The organism is Symbiopectobacterium purcellii (assembly GCF_052050035.1).
Classification (GTDB): domain Bacteria; phylum Pseudomonadota; class Gammaproteobacteria; order Enterobacterales; family Enterobacteriaceae; genus Symbiopectobacterium; species Symbiopectobacterium purcellii_A.
On record NZ_CP189882.1, the window covers coordinates 1,896,795 to 1,921,331 of the forward strand.

General features: G+C 49.4%; 38 protein-coding genes and 4 pseudogenes. 30 read left to right on the plus strand and 12 right to left on the minus strand.

What is annotated here, in order from left to right:
• Positions 1-17: 17 nt before the first annotated feature.
• From rplB to ACQGXV_RS14110, 25 genes are all read left to right on the plus strand, one after another.
• The gene (rplB, locus tag ACQGXV_RS13990; RefSeq protein ID WP_222158735.1) at positions 18-839 is read left to right on the plus strand and encodes a 50S ribosomal protein L2; all 822 of its coding nucleotides are present in this window, start codon (positions 18-20) and stop codon (positions 837-839) included.
• Positions 840-855: 16 nt separating this feature from the next.
• Complete coding sequence (gene rpsS, locus ACQGXV_RS13995; RefSeq protein WP_440866689.1) at positions 856-1,134, plus strand: 30S ribosomal protein S19; 279 nt, start codon at positions 856-858, stop codon at positions 1,132-1,134.
• Between the two features lie 14 nt (positions 1,135-1,148).
• Complete coding sequence (gene rplV / locus ACQGXV_RS14000; RefSeq protein WP_440866690.1) at positions 1,149-1,481, plus strand: 50S ribosomal protein L22; 333 nt, start codon at positions 1,149-1,151, stop codon at positions 1,479-1,481.
• Positions 1,482-1,498: 17 nt separating this feature from the next.
• Positions 1,499-2,200 (plus strand): 30S ribosomal protein S3, encoded by a 702-nt coding sequence (gene rpsC, locus ACQGXV_RS14005; RefSeq protein WP_440866691.1) that lies wholly within the window; start codon positions 1,499-1,501, stop codon positions 2,198-2,200.
• 12 nt (positions 2,201-2,212) lie between these two features.
• Positions 2,213-2,623: a 50S ribosomal protein L16 gene (gene rplP, locus ACQGXV_RS14010; protein WP_009111208.1), complete on the plus strand. Its 411-nt coding sequence runs from the start codon at positions 2,213-2,215 to the stop codon at positions 2,621-2,623.
• Complete coding sequence (gene rpmC, locus ACQGXV_RS14015) at positions 2,623-2,814, plus strand: 50S ribosomal protein L29 (protein ID WP_024107517.1); 192 nt, start codon at positions 2,623-2,625, stop codon at positions 2,812-2,814. The genes rplP and rpmC overlap by 1 nt, the downstream gene beginning before the upstream one ends.
• On the plus strand, positions 2,814-3,068 hold the full coding sequence (rpsQ, locus tag ACQGXV_RS14020; RefSeq protein WP_440866692.1) for a 30S ribosomal protein S17: 255 nt from the start codon (positions 2,814-2,816) through the stop codon (positions 3,066-3,068). Before rpmC ends, rpsQ begins: the two co-directional genes overlap by 1 nt.
• Before the next feature lie 187 nt (positions 3,069-3,255).
• Positions 3,256-3,627, plus strand: coding sequence for a 50S ribosomal protein L14 (gene rplN / locus ACQGXV_RS14025; RefSeq protein WP_023479426.1), 372 nt, complete (start codon positions 3,256-3,258; stop codon positions 3,625-3,627).
• A 10-nt stretch (positions 3,628-3,637) separates the two neighbouring features.
• A complete protein-coding gene (gene rplX / locus ACQGXV_RS14030) occupies positions 3,638-3,952 on the plus strand; it encodes a 50S ribosomal protein L24 (protein WP_222158733.1) in 315 nt (104 codons plus the stop codon).
• A gap of 14 nt (positions 3,953-3,966) precedes the next feature.
• On the plus strand, positions 3,967-4,506 hold the full coding sequence (gene rplE / locus ACQGXV_RS14035) for a 50S ribosomal protein L5 (protein WP_222158732.1): 540 nt from the start codon (positions 3,967-3,969) through the stop codon (positions 4,504-4,506).
• Between the two features lie 13 nt (positions 4,507-4,519).
• Entirely contained in the window at positions 4,520-4,825 is a 306-nt protein-coding gene (gene rpsN / locus ACQGXV_RS14040) for a 30S ribosomal protein S14 (protein WP_222158731.1), read from the plus strand.
• A gap of 33 nt (positions 4,826-4,858) precedes the next feature.
• Positions 4,859-5,251, plus strand: a complete 393-nt coding sequence (gene rpsH / locus ACQGXV_RS14045) for a 30S ribosomal protein S8 (protein ID WP_222158730.1) — start codon at positions 4,859-4,861, stop codon at positions 5,249-5,251.
• 12 nt (positions 5,252-5,263) lie between these two features.
• Positions 5,264-5,797, plus strand: a complete 534-nt coding sequence (gene rplF, locus ACQGXV_RS14050; RefSeq protein ID WP_440866693.1) for a 50S ribosomal protein L6 — start codon at positions 5,264-5,266, stop codon at positions 5,795-5,797.
• 9 nt (positions 5,798-5,806) lie between these two features.
• A complete protein-coding gene (gene rplR / locus ACQGXV_RS14055) occupies positions 5,807-6,160 on the plus strand; it encodes a 50S ribosomal protein L18 (RefSeq protein ID WP_080884204.1) in 354 nt (117 codons plus the stop codon).
• Between the two features lie 14 nt (positions 6,161-6,174).
• A complete protein-coding gene (gene rpsE, locus ACQGXV_RS14060) occupies positions 6,175-6,675 on the plus strand; it encodes a 30S ribosomal protein S5 (RefSeq protein ID WP_440866694.1) in 501 nt (166 codons plus the stop codon).
• A gap of 6 nt (positions 6,676-6,681) precedes the next feature.
• Positions 6,682-6,861 carry a 50S ribosomal protein L30 gene (gene rpmD / locus ACQGXV_RS14065; RefSeq protein WP_038016616.1) on the plus strand — a complete coding sequence of 60 codons (180 nt, stop codon included), beginning with the start codon at positions 6,682-6,684 and terminating at the stop codon, positions 6,859-6,861.
• Between the two features lie 3 nt (positions 6,862-6,864).
• Entirely contained in the window at positions 6,865-7,299 is a 435-nt protein-coding gene (gene rplO / locus ACQGXV_RS14070) for a 50S ribosomal protein L15 (RefSeq protein WP_440866695.1), read from the plus strand.
• A gap of 7 nt (positions 7,300-7,306) precedes the next feature.
• Entirely contained in the window at positions 7,307-8,638 is a 1,332-nt protein-coding gene (gene secY, locus ACQGXV_RS14075; protein WP_440866696.1) for a preprotein translocase subunit SecY, read from the plus strand.
• A 32-nt stretch (positions 8,639-8,670) separates the two neighbouring features.
• Positions 8,671-8,787 carry a 50S ribosomal protein L36 gene (rpmJ, locus tag ACQGXV_RS14080; RefSeq protein ID WP_002227352.1) on the plus strand — a complete coding sequence of 39 codons (117 nt, stop codon included), beginning with the start codon at positions 8,671-8,673 and terminating at the stop codon, positions 8,785-8,787.
• A gap of 146 nt (positions 8,788-8,933) precedes the next feature.
• Complete coding sequence (gene rpsM / locus ACQGXV_RS14085) at positions 8,934-9,290, plus strand: 30S ribosomal protein S13 (protein WP_222158725.1); 357 nt, start codon at positions 8,934-8,936, stop codon at positions 9,288-9,290.
• A gap of 16 nt (positions 9,291-9,306) precedes the next feature.
• The gene (gene rpsK / locus ACQGXV_RS14090) at positions 9,307-9,696 is read left to right on the plus strand and encodes a 30S ribosomal protein S11 (RefSeq protein ID WP_439232651.1); all 390 of its coding nucleotides are present in this window, start codon (positions 9,307-9,309) and stop codon (positions 9,694-9,696) included.
• Between the two features lie 30 nt (positions 9,697-9,726).
• Positions 9,727-10,338, plus strand: coding sequence for a 30S ribosomal protein S4 (gene rpsD, locus ACQGXV_RS14095; RefSeq protein WP_440866697.1), 612 nt, complete (start codon positions 9,727-9,729; stop codon positions 10,336-10,338).
• Between the two features lie 25 nt (positions 10,339-10,363).
• Complete coding sequence (locus tag ACQGXV_RS14100; protein ID WP_440866698.1) at positions 10,364-11,353, plus strand: DNA-directed RNA polymerase subunit alpha; 990 nt, start codon at positions 10,364-10,366, stop codon at positions 11,351-11,353.
• A 40-nt stretch (positions 11,354-11,393) separates the two neighbouring features.
• The gene (rplQ, locus tag ACQGXV_RS14105) at positions 11,394-11,786 is read left to right on the plus strand and encodes a 50S ribosomal protein L17 (RefSeq protein ID WP_440866699.1); all 393 of its coding nucleotides are present in this window, start codon (positions 11,394-11,396) and stop codon (positions 11,784-11,786) included.
• A gap of 174 nt (positions 11,787-11,960) precedes the next feature.
• A complete protein-coding gene (locus tag ACQGXV_RS14110; RefSeq protein WP_440862896.1) occupies positions 11,961-12,140 on the plus strand; it encodes a hypothetical protein in 180 nt (59 codons plus the stop codon).
• 27 nt (positions 12,141-12,167) lie between these two features.
• On the opposite strand, the gene ACQGXV_RS14115 is transcribed toward ACQGXV_RS14110, so the two are convergent.
• Positions 12,168-13,379, minus strand: a complete 1,212-nt coding sequence (locus tag ACQGXV_RS14115) for an IS256 family transposase (protein WP_440862551.1) — start codon at positions 13,377-13,379, stop codon at positions 12,168-12,170.
• Positions 13,380-13,472: 93 nt separating this feature from the next.
• Between ACQGXV_RS14115 and ACQGXV_RS14120 the strand changes: the two genes are divergently transcribed.
• The 4 genes from ACQGXV_RS14120 to ACQGXV_RS14135 all read left to right on the plus strand — a co-directional run bounded on the left by ACQGXV_RS14120 (position 13,473) and on the right by ACQGXV_RS14135 (position 15,076).
• Positions 13,473-13,937: a transposase family protein gene (locus ACQGXV_RS14120; protein WP_440867424.1), complete on the plus strand. Its 465-nt coding sequence runs from the start codon at positions 13,473-13,475 to the stop codon at positions 13,935-13,937.
• 82 nt (positions 13,938-14,019) lie between these two features.
• The gene (locus ACQGXV_RS14125; RefSeq protein ID WP_440866700.1) at positions 14,020-14,253 is read left to right on the plus strand and encodes a transposase family protein; all 234 of its coding nucleotides are present in this window, start codon (positions 14,020-14,022) and stop codon (positions 14,251-14,253) included.
• The gene (locus tag ACQGXV_RS14130; protein ID WP_440862584.1) at positions 14,254-14,619 is read left to right on the plus strand and encodes an IS630 transposase-related protein; all 366 of its coding nucleotides are present in this window, start codon (positions 14,254-14,256) and stop codon (positions 14,617-14,619) included.
• The gene (locus ACQGXV_RS14135; protein WP_440862665.1) at positions 14,543-15,076 is read left to right on the plus strand and encodes an IS630 family transposase; all 534 of its coding nucleotides are present in this window, start codon (positions 14,543-14,545) and stop codon (positions 15,074-15,076) included. Before ACQGXV_RS14130 ends, ACQGXV_RS14135 begins: the two co-directional genes overlap by 77 nt.
• A 166-nt stretch (positions 15,077-15,242) precedes the next feature.
• On the opposite strand, the pseudogene dkgA reads toward ACQGXV_RS14135, so the two are convergent.
• From dkgA to ACQGXV_RS14170, 7 genes and pseudogenes are all read right to left on the minus strand, one after another.
• Positions 15,243-16,087: pseudogene (gene dkgA / locus ACQGXV_RS14140) on the minus strand (2,5-didehydrogluconate reductase DkgA).
• Between the two features lie 11 nt (positions 16,088-16,098).
• Positions 16,099-16,278 (minus strand): hypothetical protein, encoded by a 180-nt coding sequence (locus tag ACQGXV_RS14145; protein WP_440866701.1) that lies wholly within the window; start codon positions 16,276-16,278, stop codon positions 16,099-16,101.
• Positions 16,279-16,435: 157 nt separating this feature from the next.
• Positions 16,436-17,095 carry a DedA family protein gene (locus ACQGXV_RS14150; protein WP_440866702.1) on the minus strand — a complete coding sequence of 220 codons (660 nt, stop codon included), beginning with the start codon at positions 17,093-17,095 and terminating at the stop codon, positions 16,436-16,438.
• A gap of 241 nt (positions 17,096-17,336) precedes the next feature.
• Positions 17,337-18,530 carry a cystathionine beta-lyase gene (gene metC / locus ACQGXV_RS14155; protein ID WP_440866703.1) on the minus strand — a complete coding sequence of 398 codons (1,194 nt, stop codon included), beginning with the start codon at positions 18,528-18,530 and terminating at the stop codon, positions 17,337-17,339.
• Positions 18,531-18,795: 265 nt separating this feature from the next.
• Complete coding sequence (locus ACQGXV_RS14160) at positions 18,796-19,416, minus strand: TRAP transporter large permease subunit (protein ID WP_440867425.1); 621 nt, start codon at positions 19,414-19,416, stop codon at positions 18,796-18,798.
• A gap of 61 nt (positions 19,417-19,477) precedes the next feature.
• A pseudogene (locus tag ACQGXV_RS14165) lies at positions 19,478-20,005 on the minus strand (TRAP transporter large permease subunit); the annotation flags it as partial.
• Between the two features lie 15 nt (positions 20,006-20,020).
• Positions 20,021-20,413 (minus strand): annotated as a pseudogene (locus tag ACQGXV_RS14170) (TRAP transporter small permease); the annotation flags it as partial.
• A gap of 178 nt (positions 20,414-20,591) precedes the next feature.
• Between ACQGXV_RS14170 and ACQGXV_RS14175 the strand changes: the two are divergent.
• Complete coding sequence (locus tag ACQGXV_RS14175) at positions 20,592-21,803, plus strand: IS256 family transposase (protein WP_440862551.1); 1,212 nt, start codon at positions 20,592-20,594, stop codon at positions 21,801-21,803.
• A gap of 27 nt (positions 21,804-21,830) precedes the next feature.
• On the opposite strand, the gene ACQGXV_RS14180 is transcribed toward ACQGXV_RS14175, so the two are convergent.
• The 4 genes and pseudogenes from ACQGXV_RS14180 to ACQGXV_RS14195 all read right to left on the minus strand — a co-directional run bounded on the left by ACQGXV_RS14180 (position 21,831) and on the right by ACQGXV_RS14195 (position 24,377).
• Positions 21,831-22,217, minus strand: a complete 387-nt coding sequence (locus tag ACQGXV_RS14180; protein WP_440866704.1) for a transposase family protein — start codon at positions 22,215-22,217, stop codon at positions 21,831-21,833.
• Between the two features lie 91 nt (positions 22,218-22,308).
• A pseudogene (locus tag ACQGXV_RS14185) lies at positions 22,309-23,326 on the minus strand (IS5 family transposase); the annotation flags it as partial.
• Positions 23,327-23,554: 228 nt separating this feature from the next.
• The gene (locus tag ACQGXV_RS14190) at positions 23,555-24,088 is read right to left on the minus strand and encodes an IS630 family transposase (RefSeq protein WP_440867426.1); all 534 of its coding nucleotides are present in this window, start codon (positions 24,086-24,088) and stop codon (positions 23,555-23,557) included.
• Positions 24,012-24,377, minus strand: a complete 366-nt coding sequence (locus ACQGXV_RS14195) for an IS630 transposase-related protein (protein WP_440866705.1) — start codon at positions 24,375-24,377, stop codon at positions 24,012-24,014. Before ACQGXV_RS14195 ends, ACQGXV_RS14190 begins: the two co-directional genes overlap by 77 nt.
• Between the last annotated feature and the right edge of the window lie 160 nt (positions 24,378-24,537).

The following is a 24,537-nucleotide window of genomic DNA, read 5'->3' on the forward strand; positions in this document are numbered from 1 at the left end:
CGGAGGAGTAAAGAACAATGGCAATTGTTAAATGTAAACCGACATCTCCGGGTCGTCGCCACGTTGTTAAAGTGGTTAACCCTGAGCTGCACAAGGGCAAACCTTATGCCCCGTTGCTGGAAAAAAACAGCAAATCCGGTGGCCGTAACAACAATGGCCGCATCACTACCCGTCATATCGGTGGTGGCCACAAACAGCAATACCGTATTGTTGACTTCAAACGCAACAAAGATGGTATCCCTGCTGTTGTAGAACGTTTGGAATATGATCCAAACCGTTCCGCCAACATCGCTCTGGTTCTGTACAAAGACGGTGAACGCCGTTATATCCTGGCGCCGAAAGGCCTGAAAGCCGGTGATCAGATCCAGTCTGGCGTTGATGCTGCTATCAAAGCTGGCAACACGTTGCCGATGCGCAATATTCCGGTTGGTTCCACCGTTCATAACGTGGAAATGAAACCGGGTAAAGGCGGTCAGTTGGCGCGTTCTGCTGGTACTTACGTGCAAATCGTTGCACGTGACGGCGCGTATGTGACCCTGCGTCTGCGTTCTGGCGAAATGCGTAAAGTCGAATCTGACTGCCGCGCGACGCTGGGCGAAGTAGGTAACTCGGAGCATATGCTGCGCGTTCTGGGTAAAGCTGGTGCTGCACGCTGGCGTGGTGTTCGTCCTACCGTTCGCGGTACGGCAATGAACCCAGTCGACCACCCGCACGGTGGTGGTGAAGGTCGTAACTTTGGTAAGCACCCGGTTTCACCGTGGGGCATTCAGACCAAAGGTAAGAAGACTCGCAGCAACAAGCGTACTGATAAATTCATCGTACGTCGCCGTACTAAATAATATTAGAGGATAAACCATGCCACGTTCTCTCAAGAAAGGTCCTTTTATTCACCTGCACTTGCTGAAGAAGGTAGAGAAAGCGGTGGAAAGCGGTGACAAGAAGCCTCTGCGCACTTGGTCCCGTCGTTCAACGATCTTTCCAACTATGATCGGTTTGACCATCGCTGTCCATAATGGTCGTCAGCACGTTCCGGTGTTTGTTTCCGATGAAATGGTCGGTCACAAACTGGGTGAATTCGCGCTGACTCGTACTTATCGCGGCCACGCGGCTGATAAAAAAGCCAAGAAAAAATAAGGTAGGAGGAAGAGATGGAAACTATCGCTAAACATCTTCATGCTCGTTCTTCTGCTCAAAAGGTTCGCCTGGTGGCTGACCTGATTCGCGGTAAGAAAGTGTCGCAAGCTCTGGAAATTCTGACCTACACCAACAAGAAAGCTGCTGGTCTGGTTAAAAAAGTACTGAAGTCTGCCATTGCCAACGCAGAGCACAACGATGGCGCTGACATTGATGATCTGAAAGTTGCGAAAATCTTCGTAGACGAAGGCCCGAGCATGAAGCGCATTATGCCGCGTGCTAAAAGTCGTGCGGATCGCATCCTGAAGCGTACCAGCCACATTTCTGTGGTTGTGTCCGATCGCTGAGACTCTGGAGACTAGCAATGGGTCAGAAAGTACATCCTAATGGTATTCGCCTGGGTATTGTCAAACCTTGGAACTCTACCTGGTATGCGAATACCAAAGAATTCGCTGACAACCTGGACAGCGATTTTAAAGTTCGTAAATACCTGACGAAAGAACTGGAGAAAGCCTCCGTCTCTCGTATCGTTATCGAACGTCCGGCCAAGAGCATCCGTGTGACCATTCACACCGCTCGTCCGGGCATCGTTATCGGTAAAAAAGGTGAAGATGTTGAAAAACTGCGCAAAGTCGTAGCGGATATCGCTGGCGTGCCTACACAGATAAACATCGCAGAAGTTCGCAAACCGGAACTGGACGCGAAACTGGTTGCTGACAGCATCACTTCTCAGCTGGAACGTCGTGTGATGTTCCGTCGTGCGATGAAGCGTGCCGTTCAGAACGCCATGCGTCTGGGTGCCAAGGGCATTAAAGTTGAAGTCAGTGGCCGCCTGGGCGGTGCTGAAATCGCACGTACCGAATGGTACCGCGAAGGTCGCGTTCCGTTGCACACGCTGCGTGCGGATATCGACTACAACACGTCCGAAGCACACACCACTTACGGTGTGATCGGTGTGAAAGTGTGGATCTTCAAAGGTGAGATCCTGGGTGGTATGGCTGCCGTTGAACAACCGGAAAAACCGGCTGCTCAACCTAAAAAGCAGCAGCGTAAAGGCCGCAAGTAAGGAGAGTCGCTGATGTTACAACCAAAGCGTACAAAATTCCGTAAGATGCACAAAGGCCGTAACCGCGGTCTGGCTGCCGGTACGGATGTCAGCTTCGGTACTTTCGGTCTGAAAGCTGTTGGTCGTGGTCGCCTGACCGCTCGCCAAATCGAAGCTGCACGTCGTGCCATGACCCGTGCTGTTAAGCGTCAAGGTAAAATTTGGATCCGAGTATTCCCGGACAAACCAATTACCGAGAAACCGCTTGAAGTACGTATGGGTAAAGGTAAAGGTAACGTGGAATATTGGGTTGCCTTGATTCAGCCAGGTAAAGTCCTGTACGAAATGGACGGTGTGCCGGAAGAATTAGCCCGTGAGGCATTCCAACTGGCAGCAGCGAAACTGCCGATCAAAACCACCTTTGTAACTAAGACGGTGATGTAATGAAAGCAAATGAGCTGCGTGAAAAGAGCGTTGAAGAGCTGAACACCGAGCTGCTCGAACTGCTGCGCGAGCAATTTAACTTGCGTATGCAAGCGGCCAGTGGTCAGTTGCAACAGACTCACCTGGTAAAACAAGTGCGTCGCAATATTGCACGTGTTAAGACTTTACTGACTCAGAAGGCGGGTGCGTAATGAGCGATAATATCCGTACTCTGCAAGGTCGTGTTGTGAGCGACAAAATGGAGAAATCCATGGTTGTTGCAATCGAACGTTTTGTGAAACACCCTCTGTATAGGAAATTCATCAAACGTACGACCAAACTGCACGTACATGATGAGAACAACGAATGCGGTATCGGTGACGTGGTTGAAATCCGCGAATGCCGTCCGCTGTCCAAAACTAAGTCTTGGACGTTGGTTCGCGTTGTAGAGAAAGCGATTCTGTAATACAGTATTGCTCTTCTTGAAAACGATAAACGGCTCTGCAAAGGGCCGTTTATTTTTTCTACCCTTGGTCGAAGAGCGGTGTTATAATACTGCGCCCTCGATTCTGGGCTATTAATGACCCGTAAGGGTTCGAAAAACGACCCGTAAGGGTTTGAAAAGTAGTAGTTGACATTAGCGGAGCACTAAAATGATCCAAGAACAGACTATGCTGAACGTGGCCGATAACTCCGGTGCACGTCGCGTAATGTGTATCAAGGTTCTAGGTGGCTCGCACCGTCGCTACGCAGGCGTCGGCGATATCATCAAAATTACCATCAAGGAAGCAATTCCTCGCGGTAAGGTGAAAAAAGGCGATGTTCTGAAGGCGGTAGTGGTGCGCACCAAGAAGGGTGTTCGTCGCCCGGACGGTTCTGTCATTCGCTTCGATGGCAATGCATGCGTTATTCTGAACAATAACAGTGAGCAGCCTATCGGTACGCGTATTTTTGGGCCGGTAACTCGTGAACTTCGTTCTGAAAAGTTCATGAAAATTATTTCTCTGGCACCAGAAGTACTCTAAGGAGCGAACCATGGCAGCGAAAATCCGTCGTGATGACGAAGTTATCGTGCTGACCGGAAAAGATAAAGGTAAGCGCGGTAAAGTTAAAAATGTTCTGTCTTCCAGCAAGATCGTTGTTGAAGGTATCAACCTGGTTAAGAAACATCAGAAACCGGTTCCGGCCCTGAACCAACCGGGTGGCATCGTTGAAAAAGAAGCTGCAATCCAGCTTTCCAACGTTGCACTGTTCAATGCGGCAACTGGCAAGGCTGACCGTGTAGGCTTTAGATTCGAAGACGGCAAAAAAGTCCGTTTCTTTAAATCTACTAGCGAAACTATCAAGTAATTTGGAGTAGTACGATGGCGAAACTGCATGATTACTACAAAGACGAAGTGGTTAGCAAACTGATGACTCAGTTTAGCTACAATTCTGTCATGCAAGTCCCTCGGGTCGAGAAGATCACCCTGAATATGGGTGTTGGTGAAGCGATTGCTGACAAGAAGCTGCTGGATAACGCCGCAGCAGATCTGGCAGCTATCTCCGGTCAAAAGCCGTTGATTACCAAAGCACGCAAATCTGTTGCAGGCTTCAAAATCCGCCAGGGCTATCCGATCGGCTGTAAAGTAACTCTGCGTGGCGAACGCATGTGGGAGTTCCTTGAGCGCCTGATTTCCATTGCTGTACCGCGTATTCGTGACTTCCGCGGTCTGTCTGCCAAGTCCTTCGATGGCCGTGGCAACTACAGCATGGGCGTGCGTGAGCAGATCATCTTCCCGGAAATCGACTATGACAAAGTCGATCGCGTTCGTGGTTTGGACATTACCATTACCACCACTGCGAAATCCGATGATGAAGGCCGCGCGCTTCTGGCCGCCTTTAACTTCCCGTTCCGCAAGTAAGGTAGGGTTACTAATGGCTAAGCAATCCATGAAAGCACGCGAAGTCAAACGCGTGAAATTGGCTAACAAATTCTTTGCTAAACGCATTGAATTAAAAGCTATCATCTCCAATGTTAACTCATCCGACGAAGATCGTTGGGATGCTGTTCTCAAGCTGCAGACTCTGCCGCGTGATTCCAGCCCGTCCCGTCAGCGTAACCGCTGCCGCCAGACAGGTCGTCCGCACGCTTTCCTGCGGAAGTTCGGGTTGAGCCGTATCAAGGTCCGTGAAGCCGCCATGCGCGGTGAAATTCCGGGTCTGAAAAAGGCTAGCTGGTAATTGTCACCAATTGAATCACGGGAGTAAAGACAGATGAGCATGCAAGATCCGATCGCGGACATGCTGACCCGTATACGCAACGGTCAGGCCGCGAACAAAGTTGCGATCACCATGCCTTCCTCCAAGCTGAAAGTGGCAATTGCCAAAGTGCTTAAGGAAGAAGGTTATATTCAAGATTACAAAATCGAAGGCGATACCAAGCCTGAACTGGAAATTTCTCTGAAATACTTCCAGGGCAAGGCAGTGGTAGAAAGCATTCAGCGTATCAGCCGCCCAAGTCTGCGCATCTATAAGAAAAAAGATGAGCTGCCTAAAGTTATGGCTGGTTTAGGAATCGCGGTTGTTTCTACCTCTAAAGGTGTTATGACCGATCGTGCAGCGCGCCAAGCTGGTCTTGGTGGCGAGATTATCTGCTACGTAGCTTAATCGGAGGAAAGAATGTCTCGTGTTGCTAAAGCACCCGTCGTTATTCCTGCCGGCGTAGAGGTAAAACTCAACGGTCAGGTTATTTCGATCAAGGGTAAAAACGGCGAGCTGACTTGCACCATCAACGACGCTGTTGAAGTTACTGTGGCTGACAACGCTCTGAATTTCGCTCCGCGCGAAGGTTTTTCAGACTGTTGGGCACAGGCAGGCACCGCGCGTGCACTGCTGAACGCAGTCGTTATCGGTGTTACCGAAGGCTTCACCAAGAAGCTTCAACTGGTTGGCGTAGGTTACCGTGCCGCAGTTAAAGGCAATGTCGTGAATTTGTCTCTGGGGTACTCACACCCGATTGACCACGCGCTGCCGGCTGGTATCACAGCTGAATGCCCGACTCAAACTGAAATCGTACTGAAAGGTGCTGATAAGCAGGTTATCGGTCAGGTTGCAGCTGATCTGCGCGCTTACCGTCGTCCTGAGCCTTATAAAGGCAAGGGTGTCCGTTACGCCGACGAAGTCGTGCGTATCAAAGAGGCTAAGAAGAAGTAAGGTAACACTATGGATAAGAAATCAGCTCGTATCCGTCGTGCAACCCGCGCACGTCGCAAACTCCAGGAATTGGGAGCGACTCGCCTGGTGGTACATCGTACCCCTCGCCATATTTATGCGCAGGTTATCGCACCGAACGGTTCTGAAATCCTGGTAGCCGCTTCTACTGTAGAAAAAGCTATCGCAGAACAACTGAAGTACACCGGCAACAAAGATGCCGCTGCTGCTGTAGGTAAAGCAGTCGCTGAGCGCGCATTGGAAAAAGGCATTAAAGATGTGTCCTTTGACCGTTCCGGGTTCCAATATCATGGTCGCGTCCAGGCACTGGCAGATGCTGCTCGTGAAGCTGGCCTTCAGTTCTAAGGTAGAGGTGTAAGATGGCACACATCGAAAAACAAGCTGGCGAACTGCAGGAAAAGCTGATCGCGGTAAATCGCGTATCTAAAACCGTTAAAGGTGGTCGTATTTTCAGCTTCACCGCACTGACTGTAGTGGGTGATGGCAACGGCCGCGTTGGTTTTGGTTACGGGAAAGCGCGTGAAGTTCCGGCAGCAATCCAGAAAGCGATGGAAAAAGCCCGTCGCAACATGTTGAATGTCGCGCTGAATGGCGGCACCCTGCAGCACCCGGTTAAAGGTGCTCACACTGGGTCTCGCGTATTCATGCAGCCGGCTTCCGAAGGTACCGGTATCATTGCCGGCGGTGCAATGCGCGCCGTTCTGGAAGTTGCTGGGGTTCATAACGTATTGGCTAAAGCCTATGGTTCCACCAACCCGATTAACGTGGTTCGTGCAACTATCGATGGCTTGGGTAATATGAATTCCCCGGAAATGGTTGCTGCCAAGCGTGGCAAATCCGTTGACGACATTCTGGGATAATTGACCATGGCTAAGACTATTAAGATTACTCAAACCCGTAGTGCAATCGGTCGTCTGCCGAAACATAAGGCAACACTGCTTGGCCTGGGTCTGCGTCGTATTGGTCATACCGTTGAGCGTGAAGATACGCCTGCTGTACGCGGTATGGTCAACGCGGTTTACTACATGGTTAAAGTGGAGGAGTAACAGATGCGTTTGAATACTCTGTCTCCGGCCGAAGGCGCGAAGCACGCGCCGAAGCGTTTGGGTCGTGGTATCGGTTCTGCCCTCGGTAAAACCGGCGGTCGTGGTCACAAAGGTCAGAAGTCTCGTTCTGGTGGTGGCGTACGTCGTGGGTTCGAAGGTGGTCAGATGCCGTTGTATCGTCGTCTGCCGAAATTCGGCTTTACCTCTCGCAAAGCGATGATCACAGCGGAAATCCGTCTGTCCGATCTGGCTCGCGTTGATGGCGACGTCGTTGACCTGAACATGCTGAAGGCTGCTAACGTTATTGGCGTTCAGATCGAGTTCGCGAAAGTGATCCTGTCTGGTGAAGTTTCCCGCCCGGTAACGATTCGTGGTCTGCGTGTGACCAAAGGCGCGCGTGCTGCTATCGAAGCTGCTGGCGGTAACATTGAGGAATAAGTAGCAGATGGCTAAGCAACCAGGATTAGATTTTCAAAGTGCTAAGGGTGGCGTTGGCGAGCTGAAACGCAGACTGCTGTTTGTAATCGGCGCGCTCATCGTTTTCCGTATCGGCTCTTTTATTCCGATCCCTGGTATTGATGCCACTGTGCTTGCCAAATTGCTCGAACAACAGCGTGGCACCATCATTGAAATGTTTAACATGTTCTCTGGTGGTGCTCTCAGCCGTGCTTCTATCTTCGCGCTGGGTATTATGCCGTACATTTCGGCCTCTATTATTATCCAGTTGCTGACAGTGGTTCACCCCACGTTGGCGGAAATCAAGAAAGAAGGGGAGGCTGGCCGTCGCAAGATTAGCCAGTACACCCGTTACGGTACGTTGGTACTGGCCATATTCCAGTCAATCGGTATTGCTACCGGTTTACCGAATATGCCAGGAATGCAGGGACTGGTGATTAATCTGGGCTTTGCATTTTACTTTACGGCTGTTGTAAGTCTGGTGACCGGGACCATGTTCCTGATGTGGCTGGGCGAACAGATTACTGAGCGCGGTATCGGTAACGGTATCTCTATCTTGATCTTTGCGGGTATCGTTGCGGGCTTACCGCCGGCAATTGCCCACACTATCGAGCAAGCTCGGCAAGGCGACCTGAACTTCCTCGTGCTGCTGTTGGTTGCAGTTTTAGTGTTTGCAGTAACCTTCTTCGTTGTTTTCATTGAACGTGGTCAGCGTCGTATCGTCGTTAACTACGCCAAGCGTCAGCAAGGTCGTCGGGTTTATGCAGCACAGAGTACGCACTTACCGCTGAAAGTGAATATGGCAGGGGTTATCCCGGCAATTTTCGCCTCCAGCATCATCCTGTTCCCTGCGACGATTGCATCGTGGTTTGGGGGCGGTACCGGTTGGAACTGGCTGACAACTATTTCGATGTATTTGCAGCCCGGACAACCGCTTTATGTGCTACTCTATGCGACTGCAATCATCTTCTTCTGTTTCTTCTACACGGCGTTGGTTTTCAACCCGCGCGAAACAGCAGATAACCTGAAGAAGTCCGGTGCATTCGTGCCAGGAATTCGTCCGGGAGAGCAAACGGCGAAATACATCGATAAGGTGATGACCCTCCTGACTCTGGTCGGCGCAATGTACATTACCTTTATCTGCCTGATCCCGGAGTTCATGCGTGATGCGATGAAGGTCCCCTTCTATTTTGGGGGTACATCCCTGTTGATCGTCGTCGTGGTCATCATGGACTTTATGGCTCAAGTGCAAACTCTGATGATGTCGAGTCAGTATGAGTCTGCATTGAAGAAAGCAAATCTGAAAGGCTATAACCGCTAATTGGATTGCTTGAGAAGTTACGGAGAGTAAAAATGAAAGTTCGTGCTTCCGTCAAGAAATTATGTCGTAACTGCAAAATCGTTAAGCGTAACGGTGTCGTTCGTGTGATTTGCAGCGCCGAGCCGAAGCATAAACAGCGCCAAGGCTGATTATCTCGCATATTTTTCTTGCAAAGTTGGATTGAGCTGGCTAGATTAGCCAGCCAATCTTTTGTATGTCTGTGCGTTTCCATTTGAGTATCCTGAAAACGGGCTTTTCAGCATGGAGCGTACATATTGAATAATAGGAGTGCATAGTGGCCCGTATAGCAGGCATTAACATTCCTGATCAGAAACATGCCGTGATCGCGTTAACCTCGATCTATGGCGTCGGTAAGACTCGTTCCAAGGCCATTTGTGCTGCGGCGGGTATTGCTGAAGATGTTAAGATCAGTGAGCTGTCTGAAGAGCAAATCGAAACGCTGCGTGTAGAAGTTGCCAAATTCGTTGTCGAAGGTGATCTGCGCCGTGAAATCAGCATGAGCATCAAGCGTCTGATGGACCTTGGTTGCTATCGCGGTTTGCGTCATCGTCGTGGTCTGCCAGTGCGCGGTCAGCGTACTAAGACCAACGCCCGTACCCGTAAGGGTCCGCGTAAACCGATCAAGAAATAATCGGGGTGATTGAATAATGGCAAAAGCACCTATTCGTGCACGTAAGCGTGTAAGAAAACAAGTTTCTGACGGTGTGGCTCATATCCATGCTTCTTTTAACAACACCATCGTGACCATTACCGATCGTCAGGGTAACGCGCTGGGTTGGGCAACAGCCGGTGGTTCCGGTTTCCGTGGTTCTCGTAAATCTACGCCGTTCGCTGCTCAGGTTGCTGCTGAACGTTGCGCTGAAGCCGTGAAAGAATGCGGTATCAAGAACTTGGAAGTTATGGTTAAAGGACCTGGTCCGGGCCGTGAGTCTACTATCCGCGCTCTGAACGCGGCTGGTTTCCGCATCACTAATATTACTGATGTGACTCCGATCCCCCATAACGGTTGTCGTCCGCCGAAAAAGCGTCGCGTATAACGCCGCTTTTAGGATAGTTGGAGAAAGAAAATGGCTAGATATTTGGGTCCTAAGCTCAAGCTGAGCCGTCGTGAAGGCACCGACCTGTTCCTTAAGTCCGGTGTTCGCGCGATCGATTCCAAGTGTAAGATCGATGGTCAGCACGGTGCGCGTAAACCGCGTCTGTCTGATTACGGCGTGCAGTTGCGTGAGAAACAAAAAGTTCGCCGTATCTACGGTGTTCTGGAGCGTCAATTCCGTAACTACTATAAAGAAGCTGCTCGTCTGAAAGGCAACACAGGTGCAAACCTGCTGCAACTGCTTGAAGGGCGTCTGGATAACGTGGTTTATCGTATGGGCTTCGGCGCCACTCGTGCGGAAGCGCGTCAGTTGGTAAGCCACAAAGCTGTTATGGTAAACGGTCGCGTTGTCAGCATCGCTTCTTATCAGGTATCACCGAATGATGTCGTCAGCATCCGTGAGAAAGCTAAAAAGCAATCTCGCGTGAAAGCAGCATTGGAGCTGGCTGAACAGCGTGAAAAGCCGACTTGGCTGGAAGTTGATGCTGCCAAGATGGAAGGTGTGTTCAAACGTATTCCTGAACGTACCGATCTGTCTGCGGACATTAATGAACACCTGATCGTCGAGCTTTACTCCAAGTAAAGCTTAGTACCAAAGAGAGGACACAATGCAGGGTTCTGTGACAGAGTTTCTAAAACCGCGCCTGGTCGATATCGAGCAAGTAAGTTCGACGCACGCCAAGGTCACCCTTGAGCCGTTAGAGCGTGGTTTCGGCCATACGCTTGGCAACGCACTGCGCCGTATTCTGCTTTCATCCATGCCAGGTTGCGCGGTGACAGAGGTTGATATTGATGGTGTACTGCACGAGTACAGCACCAAAGAAGGCGTACAGGAAGATATCCTGGAAATCCTGCTCAACCTGAAAGGGCTGGCGGTGAAAGTTCAGGGCAAAGATGAAGTTATCCTTTCCCTGAATAAATCTGGCATTGGCCCTGTGACTGCAGCAGACATCACCCATGATGGTGATGTCGAAATCGTCAAGCCGCAGCACGTGATCTGCCATCTGACCGATGAAAACGCAGCTATCAGCATGCGTATCAAAGTTCAACGTGGTCGTGGTTATGTGCCGGCTTCTGCCCGTATTCATACGGATGAAGATGAGCGCCCGATTGGCCGTTTGTTGGTCGATGCTTGCTACAGCCCGGTAGAGCGTATTGCCTACAATGTTGAAGCAGCTCGTGTTGAACAACGTACCGACCTGGACAAGCTGGTCATCGAAATGGAAACCAATGGCACGATCGATCCTGAAGAGGCGATGCGCCGTGCGGCAACCATTCTGGCTGAACAACTGGAAGCTTTTGTTGATTTACGTGATGTACGTCAGCCTGAAGTGAAAGAAGATAAACCAGAATTCGATCCGATCCTGCTGCGCCCTGTTGACGATCTGGAATTGACTGTCCGCTCTGCTAACTGCCTCAAGGCAGAAGCTATCCACTACATCGGTGATCTGGTACAGCGTACCGAGGTTGAATTGCTGAAAACGCCTAACCTGGGTAAAAAATCTCTTACCGAGATTAAAGATGTGCTCGCCTCACGTGGTCTTTCTCTGGGCATGCGCCTGGAAAACTGGCCGCCGGCAAGCATTGCTGATGAATAACCCGGTCACAGGTTAAGGTTTTACTGAGAAGGATAAGGTCATGCGCCATCGTAAGAGTGGTCGTCAACTGAACCGTAACAGCAGCCATCGTCAGGCTATGTTCCGTAACATGGCTGGCTCTTTGGTTCGTCATGAGATCATCAAGACGACCCTGCCAAAAGCAAAAGAGCTGCGCCGTGTTGTTGAACCGCTGATTACTCTTGCCAAGACCGACAGCGTTGCTAATCGTCGTCTGGCATTCGCCCGTACTCGTGATAACGAGATCGTGGGAAAACTGTTTAATGAACTGGGCCCGCGTTTCGCGAGCCGTACCGGTGGTTACACTCGCATTCTGAAGTGTGGCTTCCGTGCAGGCGACAACGCGCCGATGGCTTACATCGAGCTGGTTGATCGTTCAGTTGCACAAGCAGAAGAAACCGCTGCTGCTGAGTAATCATCAGCGGTGGGTTAAAAAAACCGGGGCAACCCGGTTTTTTTACGTCTATTGTTTAGCAAATGACGGCTTTGTTAACGTATGACATTAAACTAGTTGCTGAATAGAGACTTGCATTTTTTGTCAGGCTATTGAGAATAAAAAGAGGTTTAACTTAGAGAATAAAGGTTTGAAATGATCAACAAAGAGCGGTTGTTACGAGATAATCGTTTATGTAAAGCAATCATTGGATTATCAGTCGAAGAATTGAAAAATTTAGCCGCTGAATTTTCAGCTTGTTATTTGATTTATCGGAAAAAGAATCGAAAAGATCACGAGCGGCAGATGGGTGCAGGGCAGAAAGGGAGTCTGTAAAGAATTTTGTGTAAATGGCTCCATTGCTTAACCGGAGATTCGTTCTCCATACATCAACATGAATTGGCTCATAGCAGGTTTCCAGTCTCTGATTGGCAAGGTCCATTTAGCAGAGATATTATGCAAGGCTAGATAGAGTAATTTTATCACCGAGTCATCCGTTGGAAATATTCGTCGCGTTTTCGTTATCTTGCGCAATGAAGCATTTAACGACTCTATCGCGTTGGTGGTGTAGATAACCTTGCGGATCTCCGGCGGAAAGTCAAAAATGACGATGAGACGTTCCCAATTATTTCTCCACGACGGGCTGATCGTCGGGAACTGTTCATCCCATTTGGCCGCGAAGGCATCCAGGGCCTCTTCAGCGCCCTCTAGCGTTGCGGAACTATAGATGGTGCGCAGGTCAGCAGCAACGGCCTTACGCTCTTTCCAGCCGACGTAGCGCAGCGAGTTCCGCACCTGATGCACAATGCAGAGCTGTACCCGCGTATGCGGGTAAACAGCTTCAATGGCATCAGGAAAGCCTTTCAGGCCATCGCAGCAGGCGACGAAGATGTCCTTTAGCCCACGATTTTTCAGTTCTGTCATCACAGATAACCAGAACTTGGCCCCCTCAGTTTTGGCTATCCATAGCCCCAGCAGCTCTTTTTCGCCCTGGCCGTTGACGCCGAGGGCCAGATAAACAGACTTGTTGGCCACGGCTCCGCCGTCCTGGCTTTTGACAACAATACAGTCAAGGTAAACAATGGGATAAAGCGCATCCAGCGGCCGTTGCTGCCAGCGCTTAACTTCATCCATCACAGCATTGGTCACTTGAGAAATGAAGCCAGCGGAAACATCGACCCCGTAGACTTCTTTAAAGTGTGCCTGAATATCACGGGTTGATAACCCTCTGGAATAGAGAGAAATAATGCGGTCATCGAAGCCGTTAAGCTGTTTTTCGTGCTTACCGATCAGTGTCGGCTCGAAGGTACTGTTGCGGTCGCGCGGAATATCGAGCTCGATCTCCCCATTTTGGCTACGTACGCTCTTGGATGTCTTGCCATTGCGTGAGTTGCCTGAATGATTACCAGCCGGGTCATGCTTAGCATACCCAAGGTGCATCTCCATCTCAGCTTCAAGAACCCGTTCCGCCAGTCTTTTAGTCAGCACCTTGAGTAGGCCTGATTCACCCAGCAGATCCTGAGGGGAGTGACAATCTTGAAGCAGTTGGTCAATAAGTTCGTTGCTGATAGGCATTTTGTTATCCTTTGAAGGTTTTCCTCAAAATGCCATTTACACAGATTATTTTACAGTCTCCAGAAAGGATTTATCCCAACCCCATTAGATAAACTGCTTTTTATTTTATTGTATTTAAAATGTTATCCGACCTATGATTTGCAAGGACTTCTTTTTGGTTTAGATAGAACACGGGTATGTCGCTGGGTAAAAATATTATTGCCGGTTTTAGAGATGACCTTGGGGCGAGAATGTGTTTTGCCCGCTCGTCAAATTCGCTCTGCTGAGGAATTTTTTCGCGCCTTTCCTGGGGTTAAAGACGTCTTTATTGATGGGACAGAGCGACCTGTCCAAAAGCCTAAGAATCTGCGTCGGCGAAAAAAAATATATTCGGGAAAGAAAAGACAGACCACTCGAAAAGGGCTTATTATGACTGACGAAACAAGGCAAATTGGATTTATCCCCATGAGCAAAAATGGGCGCCGTCACGATAAACGCTTACTCGATAAAGTCGATATAATTCGCCATATTCCTCCTGATGTAACCATCTGGGCAGATACCGGTTTTCAAGGTATATAGCCAACCGACTTAAAAATGATTACATCCTATGCCCTGATATGCGGCAAAGAAGCATAGCTGGCTGTTATCAAAATAATGTCGCTTGGCTATAGATAAACAGCATCCTAATACACAAATCCCAAAAAAAGGAACTCGAAAAAGACCTTTATCGCCTGAACAAAAACAAGAAAATAAAATAATCTCGGGCATCCGTATTACAGTTGAACACGCCATCGCGGGTATCAAGCGCCTCGGTTGCATGACCCAAATTTTACGGAATCGTAGACCCTTTATTGATGATATAGCTAAACGACTTAATTTTGATTACATTATTTAAATGAGCTATTCAATTGATTTTAGACGTAAAGTGATATCTACACGGAAAAACGAAGGGTTGAGTATCCGAGAAACAGCGAAGCAATTTCGGATTGGCCCTGCCTCTGTATCGCGTTGGATTAATCAAATAGAGTCAAAAGCATCGACCACGCGTCAGCGAAAGATCGATAAATCCGAGTTGATAAAAGATGTTGAACAATATCCAGATGCTTACCAAAAAGAACGTGCAGAGCGTTTTGGCGTTTGTCAGAAGGCCATTTGGCAAGCGCTTAAAAAGCTGGGATTGACCTATAAAAAAAACTCTACGTCATCCGAAAGCCGACGAAAACGCCCGGCAGGGATTTCAACAAAAAAAACAACAGTATGAAAAAGAAGGTAAACCTATTGTTTTTATTGATGAAAGTGGTTTTTCACACGATGCCCCACGGACTCACGGCTATTCCCCAAAAGGTCAACGGTGTTTTGGCCTGAAGAACTGGGGAGCTAGGGGAAGAACAAATGTTATCGGCGCTTTATTAGGCACAACGCTGTTTGCTATCGGATTATTTGATATCAATATTAACAGCGATGTTTTCTATGCCTGGGTCACACAAGTCCTTATCCCAGTACTCCCTAAAAACAGTGTAATCATGATGGACAATGCCACTTTTCACAAAAAACATAATATTCAACAAGTCATCATCGATGCAGGGTATATGGTGGAGTATTTGCCTACATATTCGCCAGATCTTAACCCAATTGAGCATAAATGGGCACAAGCAAAAAGCAAAAAAAGAGAGATGGGTTGCGATACAGAGAGTTTGTTCTCAGTCCATATGGTGTAATCAAAATTAAGTCGCTTGGCTATACCTTATCAACGGATGCGGGGCGCTCGTTTGGTGTCTGTTAATGTTGGAGGGGATTCTGATTGTTATTTTATAGCGATCTTTAGAAGGCAGGTTAGAGCCGCGGAAAAAAGGATTTCCGCCACACGCAGTGGCGGAAACTACATTAGTCTTTAGTCGGAAACGTGGTGCGTGGAACATCCGGATCGGGTCCCAGTCGTTTGCCCGCATCCAGCTTGGCGATTTCGCACAGTTCGTCTTTGTCGAGACGGAAATCGAACACATCGAAATTTTCACGGATGCGCGTGGAGGTAACGGATTTGGGGATCACCACCAGACCGGAATCCAGATGCCAGCGGATCACGATTTGCGCAGGCGTTTTGCCGTATTTCAGCGCAAGCTGACGGATCAGCGGCTGATCGAATACTCCTTCTCCTCCTTGTGCAGCGGACTCCATGACTCAGTTTGAATCTGGTGCGTGGCATTCCAGGCGTGTAATTGGCGTTGCTGGAACAGGGGGTGTAGCTCAACCTGATTGATGACGGGGAATACGCAGGTTTCTGCTTTCAGGCGTTGTAAATGGTGTGGATGAAAATTGCTCACGCCAATGCTTTTCACCAGCCCCTGCTCCTGTAAACGCAGCAGGCCGCGCCAGGCATCAACGTAAGTATCCTGATCCGGCACTGGCCAGTGGATCAGATAGAGATCGACAAAATCCAGCCGCAGCTTTTGCAGGCTCTCTTCCAGCGCTTTTTGCGGATCGGACTGATCGGTATTCCACAGTTTGGTGGTGATAAACTGCTGGTCGCGGGGCAGCGTGCTGGCCTGTAGCGCCTCTCCGACGCCTGCTTCGTTTTTGTAAATCGCGGCGGTATCAATGGCCCGGTAACCGCTGTGTAGCGCATCGCTCACTGCGGCCATCGTTTGATCGTGTGTCGCTTGCCACACGCCCAGGCCGAGCTGCGGCATAATGTTGCCGTCGGCCAGTTTGATCATGGGTTGCGTTGTCATGTCATTCTCCTTTATAGCCAAGCGACATTATTTTGATAACAGCCAGCTATGCTTCTTTGCCGCATATCAGGGCATAGGATGTAATCATTTTTAAGTCGGTTGGCTATATTCGAGAATCTTCCCTGCCGGGGTCGGCAAGGGCTCGGTTGGATTTCAGCCACCGGATACGGTGATGAATGGTATCCCTTCAACCCTGTTCGTAATGGACAGGACATGTCGGTTAAGTCTAGCCGAAAATAGCAGCAAAGCGGCGAGGAGATATAACGGCACCTGCTTTTCTTGCGCGTAACATCAAGAAAATCAGAGAGTAGCGGGTACCGTTGAAGAAGAGCCTGGAGAGGTACTGTGTTAGGCAGCGGAGCGCCTTCTGTGCCACAACATCACCAGCATGCCAACTAATCCACTGATCAGCAAAACAATGGGGAGAATGATCAGGGCGGTCATCACCTGGTCTTCATAGCGTTTGACCAGCGGTACATGGCTGAGGGCATAACCCAGTGTGACAATACCAAACACCCACAGAAAGCCGCTTAGCCAGTTAAACAGCTGAAAACGCAGGCTGTTGAGGCCAGAAATGCCTGCCATGGTTGGCAATAGGGTGCGGATAAAAGCCAGAAAACGCCCAATCAGCAACGCCACGAGACCGTGACGGTGGAACATATGGTAGGCGCGTTGATGATAATGTGCAGGCAGTTGCAGCAGCCACCCTTTCACGATACGCGTATCTCCCAGCCAGCGACCTTGCAGGTAGCTGAGCCAGCAGCCTAGACTGGCTGCGACGGTAAGCAGAAACATGGTAGGCACGAAGCTCATCACGCCTTTGGCGATCATGGCCCCGGTGAGCAGCAGCAGGCTGTCTCCCGGCAGAAACGAGGCCGGTAGCAAGCCATTTTCCAGAAATAATGTCGCAAACAGAATGCCGTAGATAACCCAGATAACATTGGGATCGGCCAACGCACTGAAATCTTGTTGCCACAGCGCCTGAATGATGTCGTGAACCACACTCATATTACTTCCTGCCAGGTGTAGGGGCCCAAAGTACAATTCTGCTCGCACAAATGTCGAACGGATCAATCTGTGTCGCTAAGCAATAGCGTAGGGCCAAGATCTTAGTGTCGCCAATACGAACGCCTTTCGGCGACAGACATAAGCTCTGTTATTCGTGTAAAGCGGTTTTTTTGTCTTGCTTATTCCGTTCATCATACACGCTTTACACACACCACCGCAGCCATATCAAGGGATATCGCAGTCACACTTTGTGAATTCTGTTGAATCCGGCCGTCAAATCATCGATCAGATCATCGCAGTCTTCAAGCCCGATATGTAACCGAATAAGTGTGCCGGTGAAGTCAACGCCACCCGCGGGACGAATCGAAGCCAGATCCTCCGGCTGATTAGCCAGGATAAGGGATTCGAAACCACCCCAGGAATAGGCAATGCTGAAATGCGAAAAATTATCCAGATAATCGGACAACTGCTCCTTGCTCAGCTTTTGCTTTAGCACAAAGGAAAACAATCCGTTACATCCGGTGAAATCACGCACATAAAACTCATGTCCTTTACAGCTCGGCAGTGCCGGATGGTTGACGACGGCGACTTCTGGCCGTTGGGCGAGCCAGTGGGCGATGCGCAGGCTGCTCTCCTGATGCTGCTTGAGGCGGATTCCGAGAGTGCGCAGGCCACGACTGGCGACGTACGCGGTATCGGCATCGACCATTTGTCCCATCAGATAGGAGTGCTCACGCAACTGATCCCAGCAGCGTGCGTTGGCAACGGCGGTACCCAGCATGGCATCTGAGTGGCCAACGATATATTTGGTGCCGGATTGCACGGAGATATCGATCCCAAACTCGAGTGCTTTAAACAGAATGCCCGCCGCCCAGGTGTTATCCATGATGATGACGATGTCGGGGTTAACGCGACGCACTGCGCTGACGATGGCTGGCACATCGTGTACTTCCATGGTGATGGAACCGGGTGATTCGAGGAACATCACTTTGGTGTTTTCCTGAATCAGGTCGGCAATACCGGCACCGATAAGTGGATCAAAGTAGCTGGTAGCAACATTGAATTTGCTCAGCACGTTATCGCAGAACGCCTGGGTCGGTTCGTAGACGGAACCGGTCACCAGTACATGATCACCGCCTGAAACAAATGAGAGGAACGCATTGGCGATCGCCGCTGCGCCGCATGGATACAGCGCACAGCCCGCGCCGCCTTCCAGTTCCGTCATCGCATCCTGCAAGGAGAAGTGTGTCAGGGTGCCGCGACGTCCGTAAAACAGGCCACCTTTGGTCCGGTTGAGGGTGGCCTGTTTCTTGTCGGCAACCGTCTCAAAAATCAGCGATGAGGCGCGTTGGATAACGCTGTTGACCGATCCCTGTGTGTATCTTTTGCTGCGTCCTGCTGAAACTAGCGCCGTTGCTGTTTTCTTGCTGCTCATATCTGTTTCACCAAAGAGAATGGAAGCGGTTACGTTAGCATGGTGTGAAGACGAGGGGGATGGCGTTTTTTTCATCTGGGAGAAAAATGGTCAGAGTCACTGTTTTTGAAGAGGTAGAAATGATGTCATGCTGGAGAAAGTAGGGAAGTGCCAGCCCCTCTTACCAGAAGGGCTGGCGGCATTGAAACCGAGTTATAGCCAACCGACTTAAAAATGATTACATCCTATGCCCTGATATGCGGCAAAGAAGCATAGCTGGCTGTTATCAAAATAATGTCGCTTGGCTATACCCGGTATGAACGCAGAAAAATTTAGGCAGCCACAGGGAAATGGCGGGAATGTAGGTGACCAGCATCAAGACGAAGAACAGGCCACAGTAGAACGGCACCATCGCCTTTACCACCTGCTCTATTTTCTGTTTACTTACGGCACTGGCAACAAACAGCACGGAACCCACCGGCGGTGTGATCAAACCAATCCCTAAGTTAACCAACATGATCATCCCGAAATGCACCGGATCGACCCCGAGTGAAATGGCGACAGGCAACAGTACCGGCGTCAGGATCAGGATCAGCGGGGCCATATCCATCAGCGTGCCGACCAGCAGCATGATGTTGATCCACATCAGAATGACGTATTTGTTATCCGAGATAGAGGTGAAGAAGTCGGTAATGCGACTCGGTAACTGCATGTAGGTCATGATAGCGCCGAAGGCCGCAGCAAAACCGATCAGGATCATCACGATGGTGACGGTTTTCACGGTGCGGTACATCAGCTTCGGCAGCTCTGCCCAGGTATAATCTTTGTAGATAAACATGGTGACAAAGAACGACCATACGCAGGCAATCGCCGCGGATTCGGTGGCGGTGAAGATCCCTGAGAGGATCCCCCCCCATGATGATGACCACGGTCATCAGCCCCCACAGCGTATCAACAAAGATTTTCAGCGCCTGCTTGAAAGGCACCCGCTCACCTTTGGGATAGCCGCGTTTATGGGCAAACCCGACGCACATCACCATAATGGTAAAGCTCAGCAGCAGCCCAGGCATGATACCCGCGATAAACAACGAGACGATGGATACGGTGCCGCCGGTGGCCAGCGAGTAGATGACCGAGTTATGGCTAGGCGGCGTTAGGATAGCCTGTACCGAACCGCTGGCGGTCACGGCGGCGGCAAAATCACGCGGATACCCTTTTTTCTCCATTTCAGGAATCATTACTGAGCCGATGGAGGCGGTGTCTGCAACCGACGGGCGATACCGCCTTCCGCGCATGCTGGCTCCGGCCAGAATAAAGAACGGAATGGCTAACAGGGAGAATTTGTTCACCCCATTGGTTATCTGGATCATCACCGCTTCAAGCGGCAGATCAATCCAGAATGCGCCGACAATGGCGCTAAGCCCCACGGCATAGGCGACGGGTACGCCAACGGCGAGAAGCACCGCCAGCGCGGCAACTAAAATAAATGCATCCATGGTAATGCCTCCGAATTAAGCGCTGCCCAGCATCACGACAGGACGTTTATCCTGTGGACCAAAGCATATTCTTTCGACAATAAACAGCAGCGTGATTAAAGAGCCGATCGGCAGCGGCAGATAGGTCTCGCCGGCTGTCAGTACCCGAAATTCAGCCACGGGCTGTTCCCACAGTTCGATGCAAAGTTGCGTGCTGTAATAGAGGATAAACCCGCTGATCAGTAGCATCAGCATATTGGTCAGAAAGCTGCATAGGCGCTTGCCGCTTTCAGGCAGGCGAAAGGTCACCATGCTCACGGCAATATGCGAACAGGCGCGGTAACTGACGGCGGCACCGACAAAGGTAAAGGTCACCATACAGATAATGGCAACCGGCTCCGGCCAGGAGAGCGCGGAGTTCAAGACATAAAGCGTGTTGCTTAATAGTGAAATAAGGGTGTTTCGGTGATTGAAGTAAATTTTACGCTGTTCTGAGATGGAAATTCCAAAGACCGGCGCTAAGGAGTAAGAAGGTATCATCAATAAAGAGACTGTAAAATAATCTGTGTAAATGGCATTTTGAGGAAAACCTTCAAAGGATAACAAAATGCCTATCAGCAACGAACTTATTGACCAACTGCTTCAAGATTGTCACTCCCCTCAGGATCTGCTGGGTGAATCAGGCCTACTCAAGGTGCTGACTAAAAGACTGGCGGAACGGGTTCTTGAAGCTGAGATGGAGATGCACCTTGGGTATGCTAAGCATGACCCGGCTGGTAATCATTCAGGCAACTCACGCAATGGCAAGACATCCAAGAGCGTACGTAGCCAAAATGGGGAGATCGAGCTCGATATTCCGCGCGACCGCAACAGTACCTTCGAGCCGACACTGATCGGTAAGCACGAAAAACAGCTTAACGGCTTCGATGACCGCATTATTTCTCTCTATTCCAGAGGGTTATCAACCCGTGATATTCAGGCACACTTTAAAGAAGTCTACGGGGTCGATGTTTCCGCTGGCTTCATTTCTCAAGTGACCAATGCTGTGATGGATGAAGTTAAGCGCTGGCAGCAACGGCCGCTGGATGCGCTTTATCCCATTGTTTACCTTGACTGTATTGTTGTCAAAAGCCAGGACGGCGGAGCCGTGGCCAACAAGTCTGTTTATCTGGCCCTCGGCGTCAACGGCCAGGGCGAAAAAGAGCTGCTGGGGCTATGGATAGCCAAAACTGAGGGGGCCAAGTTCTGGTTATCTGTGATGACAGAACTGAAAAATCGTGGGCTAAAGGACATCTTCGTCGCCTGCTGCGATGGCCTGAAAGGCTTTCCTGATGCCATTGAAGCTGTTTACCCGCATACGCGGGTACAGCTCTGCATTGTGCATCAGGTGCGGAACTCGCTGCGCTACGTCGGCTGGAAAGAGCGTAAGGCCGTTGCTGCTGACCTGCGCACCATCTATAGTTCCGCAACGCTAGAGGGCGCTGAAGAGGCCCTGGATGCCTTCGCGGCCAAATGGGATGAACAGTTCCCGACGATCAGCCCGTCGTGGAGAAATAATTGGGAACGTCTCATCGTCATTTTTGACTTTCCGCCGGAGATCCGCAAGGTTATCTACACCACCAACGCGATAGAGTCGTTAAATGCTTCATTGCGCAAGATAACGAAAACGCGACGAATATTTCCAACGGATGACTCGGTGATAAAATTACTCTATCTAGCCTTGCATAATATCTCTGCTAAATGGACCTTGCCAATCAGAGACTGGAAACCTGCTATGAGCCAATTCATGTTGATGTATGGAGAACGAATCTCCGGTTAAGCAATGGAGCCATTTACACAAAATTCTTTACAGACTCTCAATAAAGGGTCTACGATTCCGTAAAATTTGGGTCATGCAACCGAGGCGCTTGATACCCGCGATGGCGTGTTCAACTGTAATACGGATGCCCGAGATTATTTTATTTTCTTGTTTTTGTTCAGGCGATAAAGGTCTTTTTCGAGTTCCTTTTTTTGGGATTTGTGTATTAGGATGCTGTTTATCTATACCTTGAAAACCGGTATCTGCCCAGATGGTTACCTCAGGAGGAATATGGCGAATTATATCGACTTTATCGAGTAAGCGTTTATCGTGACGGCGCCCATTTTTGCTCATGGGGATAAATCCAATTTGCCTTGTTTCGTCAGTCATAATAAGCCCTTTTCGAGTGGTCTGTCTTTTCTTTCCCGAATACATTTTTTTCGCCGACGCAGATTCTTAGGCTTTTGGACGGCTTTGTTGAATAAATCAGAATTAGCCGACAGGATGACTCCCTCTGCTACACCTGTTATCCTATCCTGACGCTGTGTGGCATACCCAACAACGTCATACGGTTCAGCGCTTTGACCATCGCTATGGCTTCACCTACTTGAGCCTCATAGTCACGCAGGCTCAGATGGCCACCCAGCAAAGTTTTTATGCGGAACATCGCTGTTTCTGCCACTGAACGCCGGTGATAACCCACTTTCTTTTTCCACATATCATTACTCCCGCTCAGACGCTGATTCGCCACCGCATGGTTACGTTCATGGTACTTGTCCGGCCAGTATTTGGCTCCGCTTCGCGGCGGGATAAGGGGCATGATTTTCTTTCTTAGCAACGCATCGTGGCAGTAACGGGCGTCATAAGCACCGTCTGCTGACACTTCCCTGATTTTTCGGTGGGTTTGGTTAATCAGGCCCGGCAGTGCCTGCGCATCTGTCGTTCCGCTGAGCGATAAGTCGGCACAGATAATCTCATGCGTCGCACTGTCTGCTGCCAGATGAAGCTTGCGCCACACTCTTCGTCTGTCAGCCCCATGCTGCCTGACTTTCCATTCACCTTCGCCAAAGACCTTCAGACCGGTACTGTCGATGACCAGATGCGAGATTTCACCACGCGTTGGCGTTTTTATGCTGATATAGCCAACCGACTTAAAAATGATTACAGCCGATGCCCTGATATGTGGCAAAGAAGCATAGCTGGCTGTTATCAAAATAATGTCGCTTAGCTATACTGACGGTTTTTGCCCGCCGACTGACCAGAGAGTAGTCCGGGCAGCGCAGTGGCAGGCTCATCAGTGTAAAAACCGAGTCGACAAAGCCCTGTAATGCCCGGAGCGACAGGTTAAACACGCGCTTTATCATCAAAACCGTGGTAACAGCCATATCGGTGTAGTAAAGCGGCCGACCACGACCTTCATGCGAAGCACTGTCAGTCCATGCAGCGATGGCCGACTCATCAAGCCAGACCGTCAGGGAGCCGCGTTGTCTGAGTGCTTTGTTGTAGGTGGGCCAGTTGGTGATTTTAAACTTTTGCTTTGCCATGGGGAGCTGCTATCGGGAGCGATGATAGTGCTTTGATCCGGCGATCCCCTGAAAGTTCGATTTATTCAACAAAGCCCGTTCTCTACGCAACAATGGTGTAATAACTCAAAGTCGATCACAGAATGCGACTTTTGTTGTTTCAGCACTGGCAAATTGGCAGACCCGTCGAAGACGTCATACCAAATCAGTGTTTTCCCTTATTGATATAGCCAAGCGACTTAATTTTGATTACACCATATGGACTGAGAACAAACTCTCTGTATCGCAACCCATCTCTCTTTTTTTGCTTTTTGCTTGTGCCCATTTATGCTCAATTGGGTTAAGATCTGGCGAATATGTAGGCAAATACTCCACCATATACCCTGCATCGATGATGACTTGTTGAATATTATGTTTTTTGTGAAAAGTGGCATTGTCCATCATGATTACACTGTTTTTAGGGAGTACTGGGATAAGGACTTGTGTGACCCAGGCATAGAAAACATCGCTGTTAATATTGATATCAAATAATCCGATAGCAAACAGCGTTGTGCCTAATAAAGCGCCGATAACATTTGTTCTTCCCCTAGCTCCCCAGTTCTTCAGGCCAAAACACCGTTGACCTTTTGGGGAATAGCCGTGAGTCCGTGGGGCATCGTGTGAAAAACCACTTTCATCAATAAAAACAATAGATTTACCTTCTTTTTCATACTGTTGTTTTTTTTGTTGAAATCCCTGCCGGGCGTTTTCGTCGGCTTTCGGATGACGTAGAGTTTTTTTTATAGGTCAATCCCAGCTTTTTAAGCGCTTGCCAAATGGCCTTCTGACAAACGCCAAAACGCTCTGCACGTTCTTTTTGGTAAGCATCTGGATATTGTTCAACATCTTTTATCAACTCGGATTTATCGATCTTTCGCTGACGCGTGGTCGATGCTTTTGACTCTATTTGATTAATCCAACTCGATACAGAGGCAGGGCCAATCCGAAATTGCTTCGCTGTTTCTCGGATACTCAACCCTTCGTTTTTCCGTGTAGATATCACTTTACGTCTAAAATCAATTGAATAGCTCATTTAAATAATGTAATCAAAATTAAGTCGTTTAGCTATATCATGGTTTTTGTGCTCAAAACACATAAATAATAATGAGAACTACTATCAATTCGTGCTCAGTTTGATATAATTTCCCGTCGATTCGTTACACTGCTCATTGGTGTTGTACTATTCATTGGTA

What these genes read in the sequence shown, in the direction of transcription:
- rplB (WP_222158735.1), top strand. Translation starts at nt 18, where the DNA reads ATGGCAATTGTTAAATGTAAACCGACATCTCCGGGTCGTCGCCACGTT.
- rpsS (WP_440866689.1), top strand. Translation starts at nt 856, where the DNA reads ATGCCACGTTCTCTCAAGAAAGGTCCTTTTATTCACCTGCACTTGCTG.
- rplV (WP_440866690.1), top strand. Translation starts at nt 1,149, where the DNA reads ATGGAAACTATCGCTAAACATCTTCATGCTCGTTCTTCTGCTCAAAAG.
- rpsC (WP_440866691.1), top strand. Translation starts at nt 1,499, where the DNA reads ATGGGTCAGAAAGTACATCCTAATGGTATTCGCCTGGGTATTGTCAAA.
- rplP (WP_009111208.1), top strand. Translation starts at nt 2,213, where the DNA reads ATGTTACAACCAAAGCGTACAAAATTCCGTAAGATGCACAAAGGCCGT.
- rpmC (WP_024107517.1), top strand. Translation starts at nt 2,623, where the DNA reads ATGAAAGCAAATGAGCTGCGTGAAAAGAGCGTTGAAGAGCTGAACACC.
- rpsQ (WP_440866692.1), top strand. Translation starts at nt 2,814, where the DNA reads ATGAGCGATAATATCCGTACTCTGCAAGGTCGTGTTGTGAGCGACAAA.
- rplN (WP_023479426.1), top strand. Translation starts at nt 3,256, where the DNA reads ATGATCCAAGAACAGACTATGCTGAACGTGGCCGATAACTCCGGTGCA.
- rplX (WP_222158733.1), top strand. Translation starts at nt 3,638, where the DNA reads ATGGCAGCGAAAATCCGTCGTGATGACGAAGTTATCGTGCTGACCGGA.
- rplE (WP_222158732.1), top strand. Translation starts at nt 3,967, where the DNA reads ATGGCGAAACTGCATGATTACTACAAAGACGAAGTGGTTAGCAAACTG.
- rpsN (WP_222158731.1), top strand. Translation starts at nt 4,520, where the DNA reads ATGGCTAAGCAATCCATGAAAGCACGCGAAGTCAAACGCGTGAAATTG.
- rpsH (WP_222158730.1), top strand. Translation starts at nt 4,859, where the DNA reads ATGAGCATGCAAGATCCGATCGCGGACATGCTGACCCGTATACGCAAC.
- rplF (WP_440866693.1), top strand. Translation starts at nt 5,264, where the DNA reads ATGTCTCGTGTTGCTAAAGCACCCGTCGTTATTCCTGCCGGCGTAGAG.
- rplR (WP_080884204.1), top strand. Translation starts at nt 5,807, where the DNA reads ATGGATAAGAAATCAGCTCGTATCCGTCGTGCAACCCGCGCACGTCGC.
- rpsE (WP_440866694.1), top strand. Translation starts at nt 6,175, where the DNA reads ATGGCACACATCGAAAAACAAGCTGGCGAACTGCAGGAAAAGCTGATC.
- rpmD (WP_038016616.1), top strand. Translation starts at nt 6,682, where the DNA reads ATGGCTAAGACTATTAAGATTACTCAAACCCGTAGTGCAATCGGTCGT.
- rplO (WP_440866695.1), top strand. Translation starts at nt 6,865, where the DNA reads ATGCGTTTGAATACTCTGTCTCCGGCCGAAGGCGCGAAGCACGCGCCG.
- secY (WP_440866696.1), top strand. Translation starts at nt 7,307, where the DNA reads ATGGCTAAGCAACCAGGATTAGATTTTCAAAGTGCTAAGGGTGGCGTT.
- rpmJ (WP_002227352.1), top strand. Translation starts at nt 8,671, where the DNA reads ATGAAAGTTCGTGCTTCCGTCAAGAAATTATGTCGTAACTGCAAAATC.
- rpsK (WP_439232651.1), top strand. Translation starts at nt 9,307, where the DNA reads ATGGCAAAAGCACCTATTCGTGCACGTAAGCGTGTAAGAAAACAAGTT.
- rpsD (WP_440866697.1), top strand. Translation starts at nt 9,727, where the DNA reads ATGGCTAGATATTTGGGTCCTAAGCTCAAGCTGAGCCGTCGTGAAGGC.
- ACQGXV_RS14100 (WP_440866698.1), top strand. Translation starts at nt 10,364, where the DNA reads ATGCAGGGTTCTGTGACAGAGTTTCTAAAACCGCGCCTGGTCGATATC.
- rplQ (WP_440866699.1), top strand. Translation starts at nt 11,394, where the DNA reads ATGCGCCATCGTAAGAGTGGTCGTCAACTGAACCGTAACAGCAGCCAT.
- ACQGXV_RS14110 (WP_440862896.1), top strand. Translation starts at nt 11,961, where the DNA reads ATGATCAACAAAGAGCGGTTGTTACGAGATAATCGTTTATGTAAAGCA.
- ACQGXV_RS14115 (WP_440862551.1), bottom strand. Translation starts at nt 13,379, where the DNA reads ATGCCTATCAGCAACGAACTTATTGACCAACTGCTTCAAGATTGTCAC.
- ACQGXV_RS14130 (WP_440862584.1), top strand. Translation starts at nt 14,254, where the DNA reads ATGAGCTATTCAATTGATTTTAGACGTAAAGTGATATCTACACGGAAA.
- ACQGXV_RS14150 (WP_440866702.1), bottom strand. Translation starts at nt 17,095, where the DNA reads ATGAGTGTGGTTCACGACATCATTCAGGCGCTGTGGCAACAAGATTTC.
- metC (WP_440866703.1), bottom strand. Translation starts at nt 18,530, where the DNA reads ATGAGCAGCAAGAAAACAGCAACGGCGCTAGTTTCAGCAGGACGCAGC.
- ACQGXV_RS14175 (WP_440862551.1), top strand. Translation starts at nt 20,592, where the DNA reads ATGCCTATCAGCAACGAACTTATTGACCAACTGCTTCAAGATTGTCAC.
- ACQGXV_RS14180 (WP_440866704.1), bottom strand. Translation starts at nt 22,217, where the DNA reads ATGTATTCGGGAAAGAAAAGACAGACCACTCGAAAAGGGCTTATTATG.
- ACQGXV_RS14195 (WP_440866705.1), bottom strand. Translation starts at nt 24,377, where the DNA reads ATGAGCTATTCAATTGATTTTAGACGTAAAGTGATATCTACACGGAAA.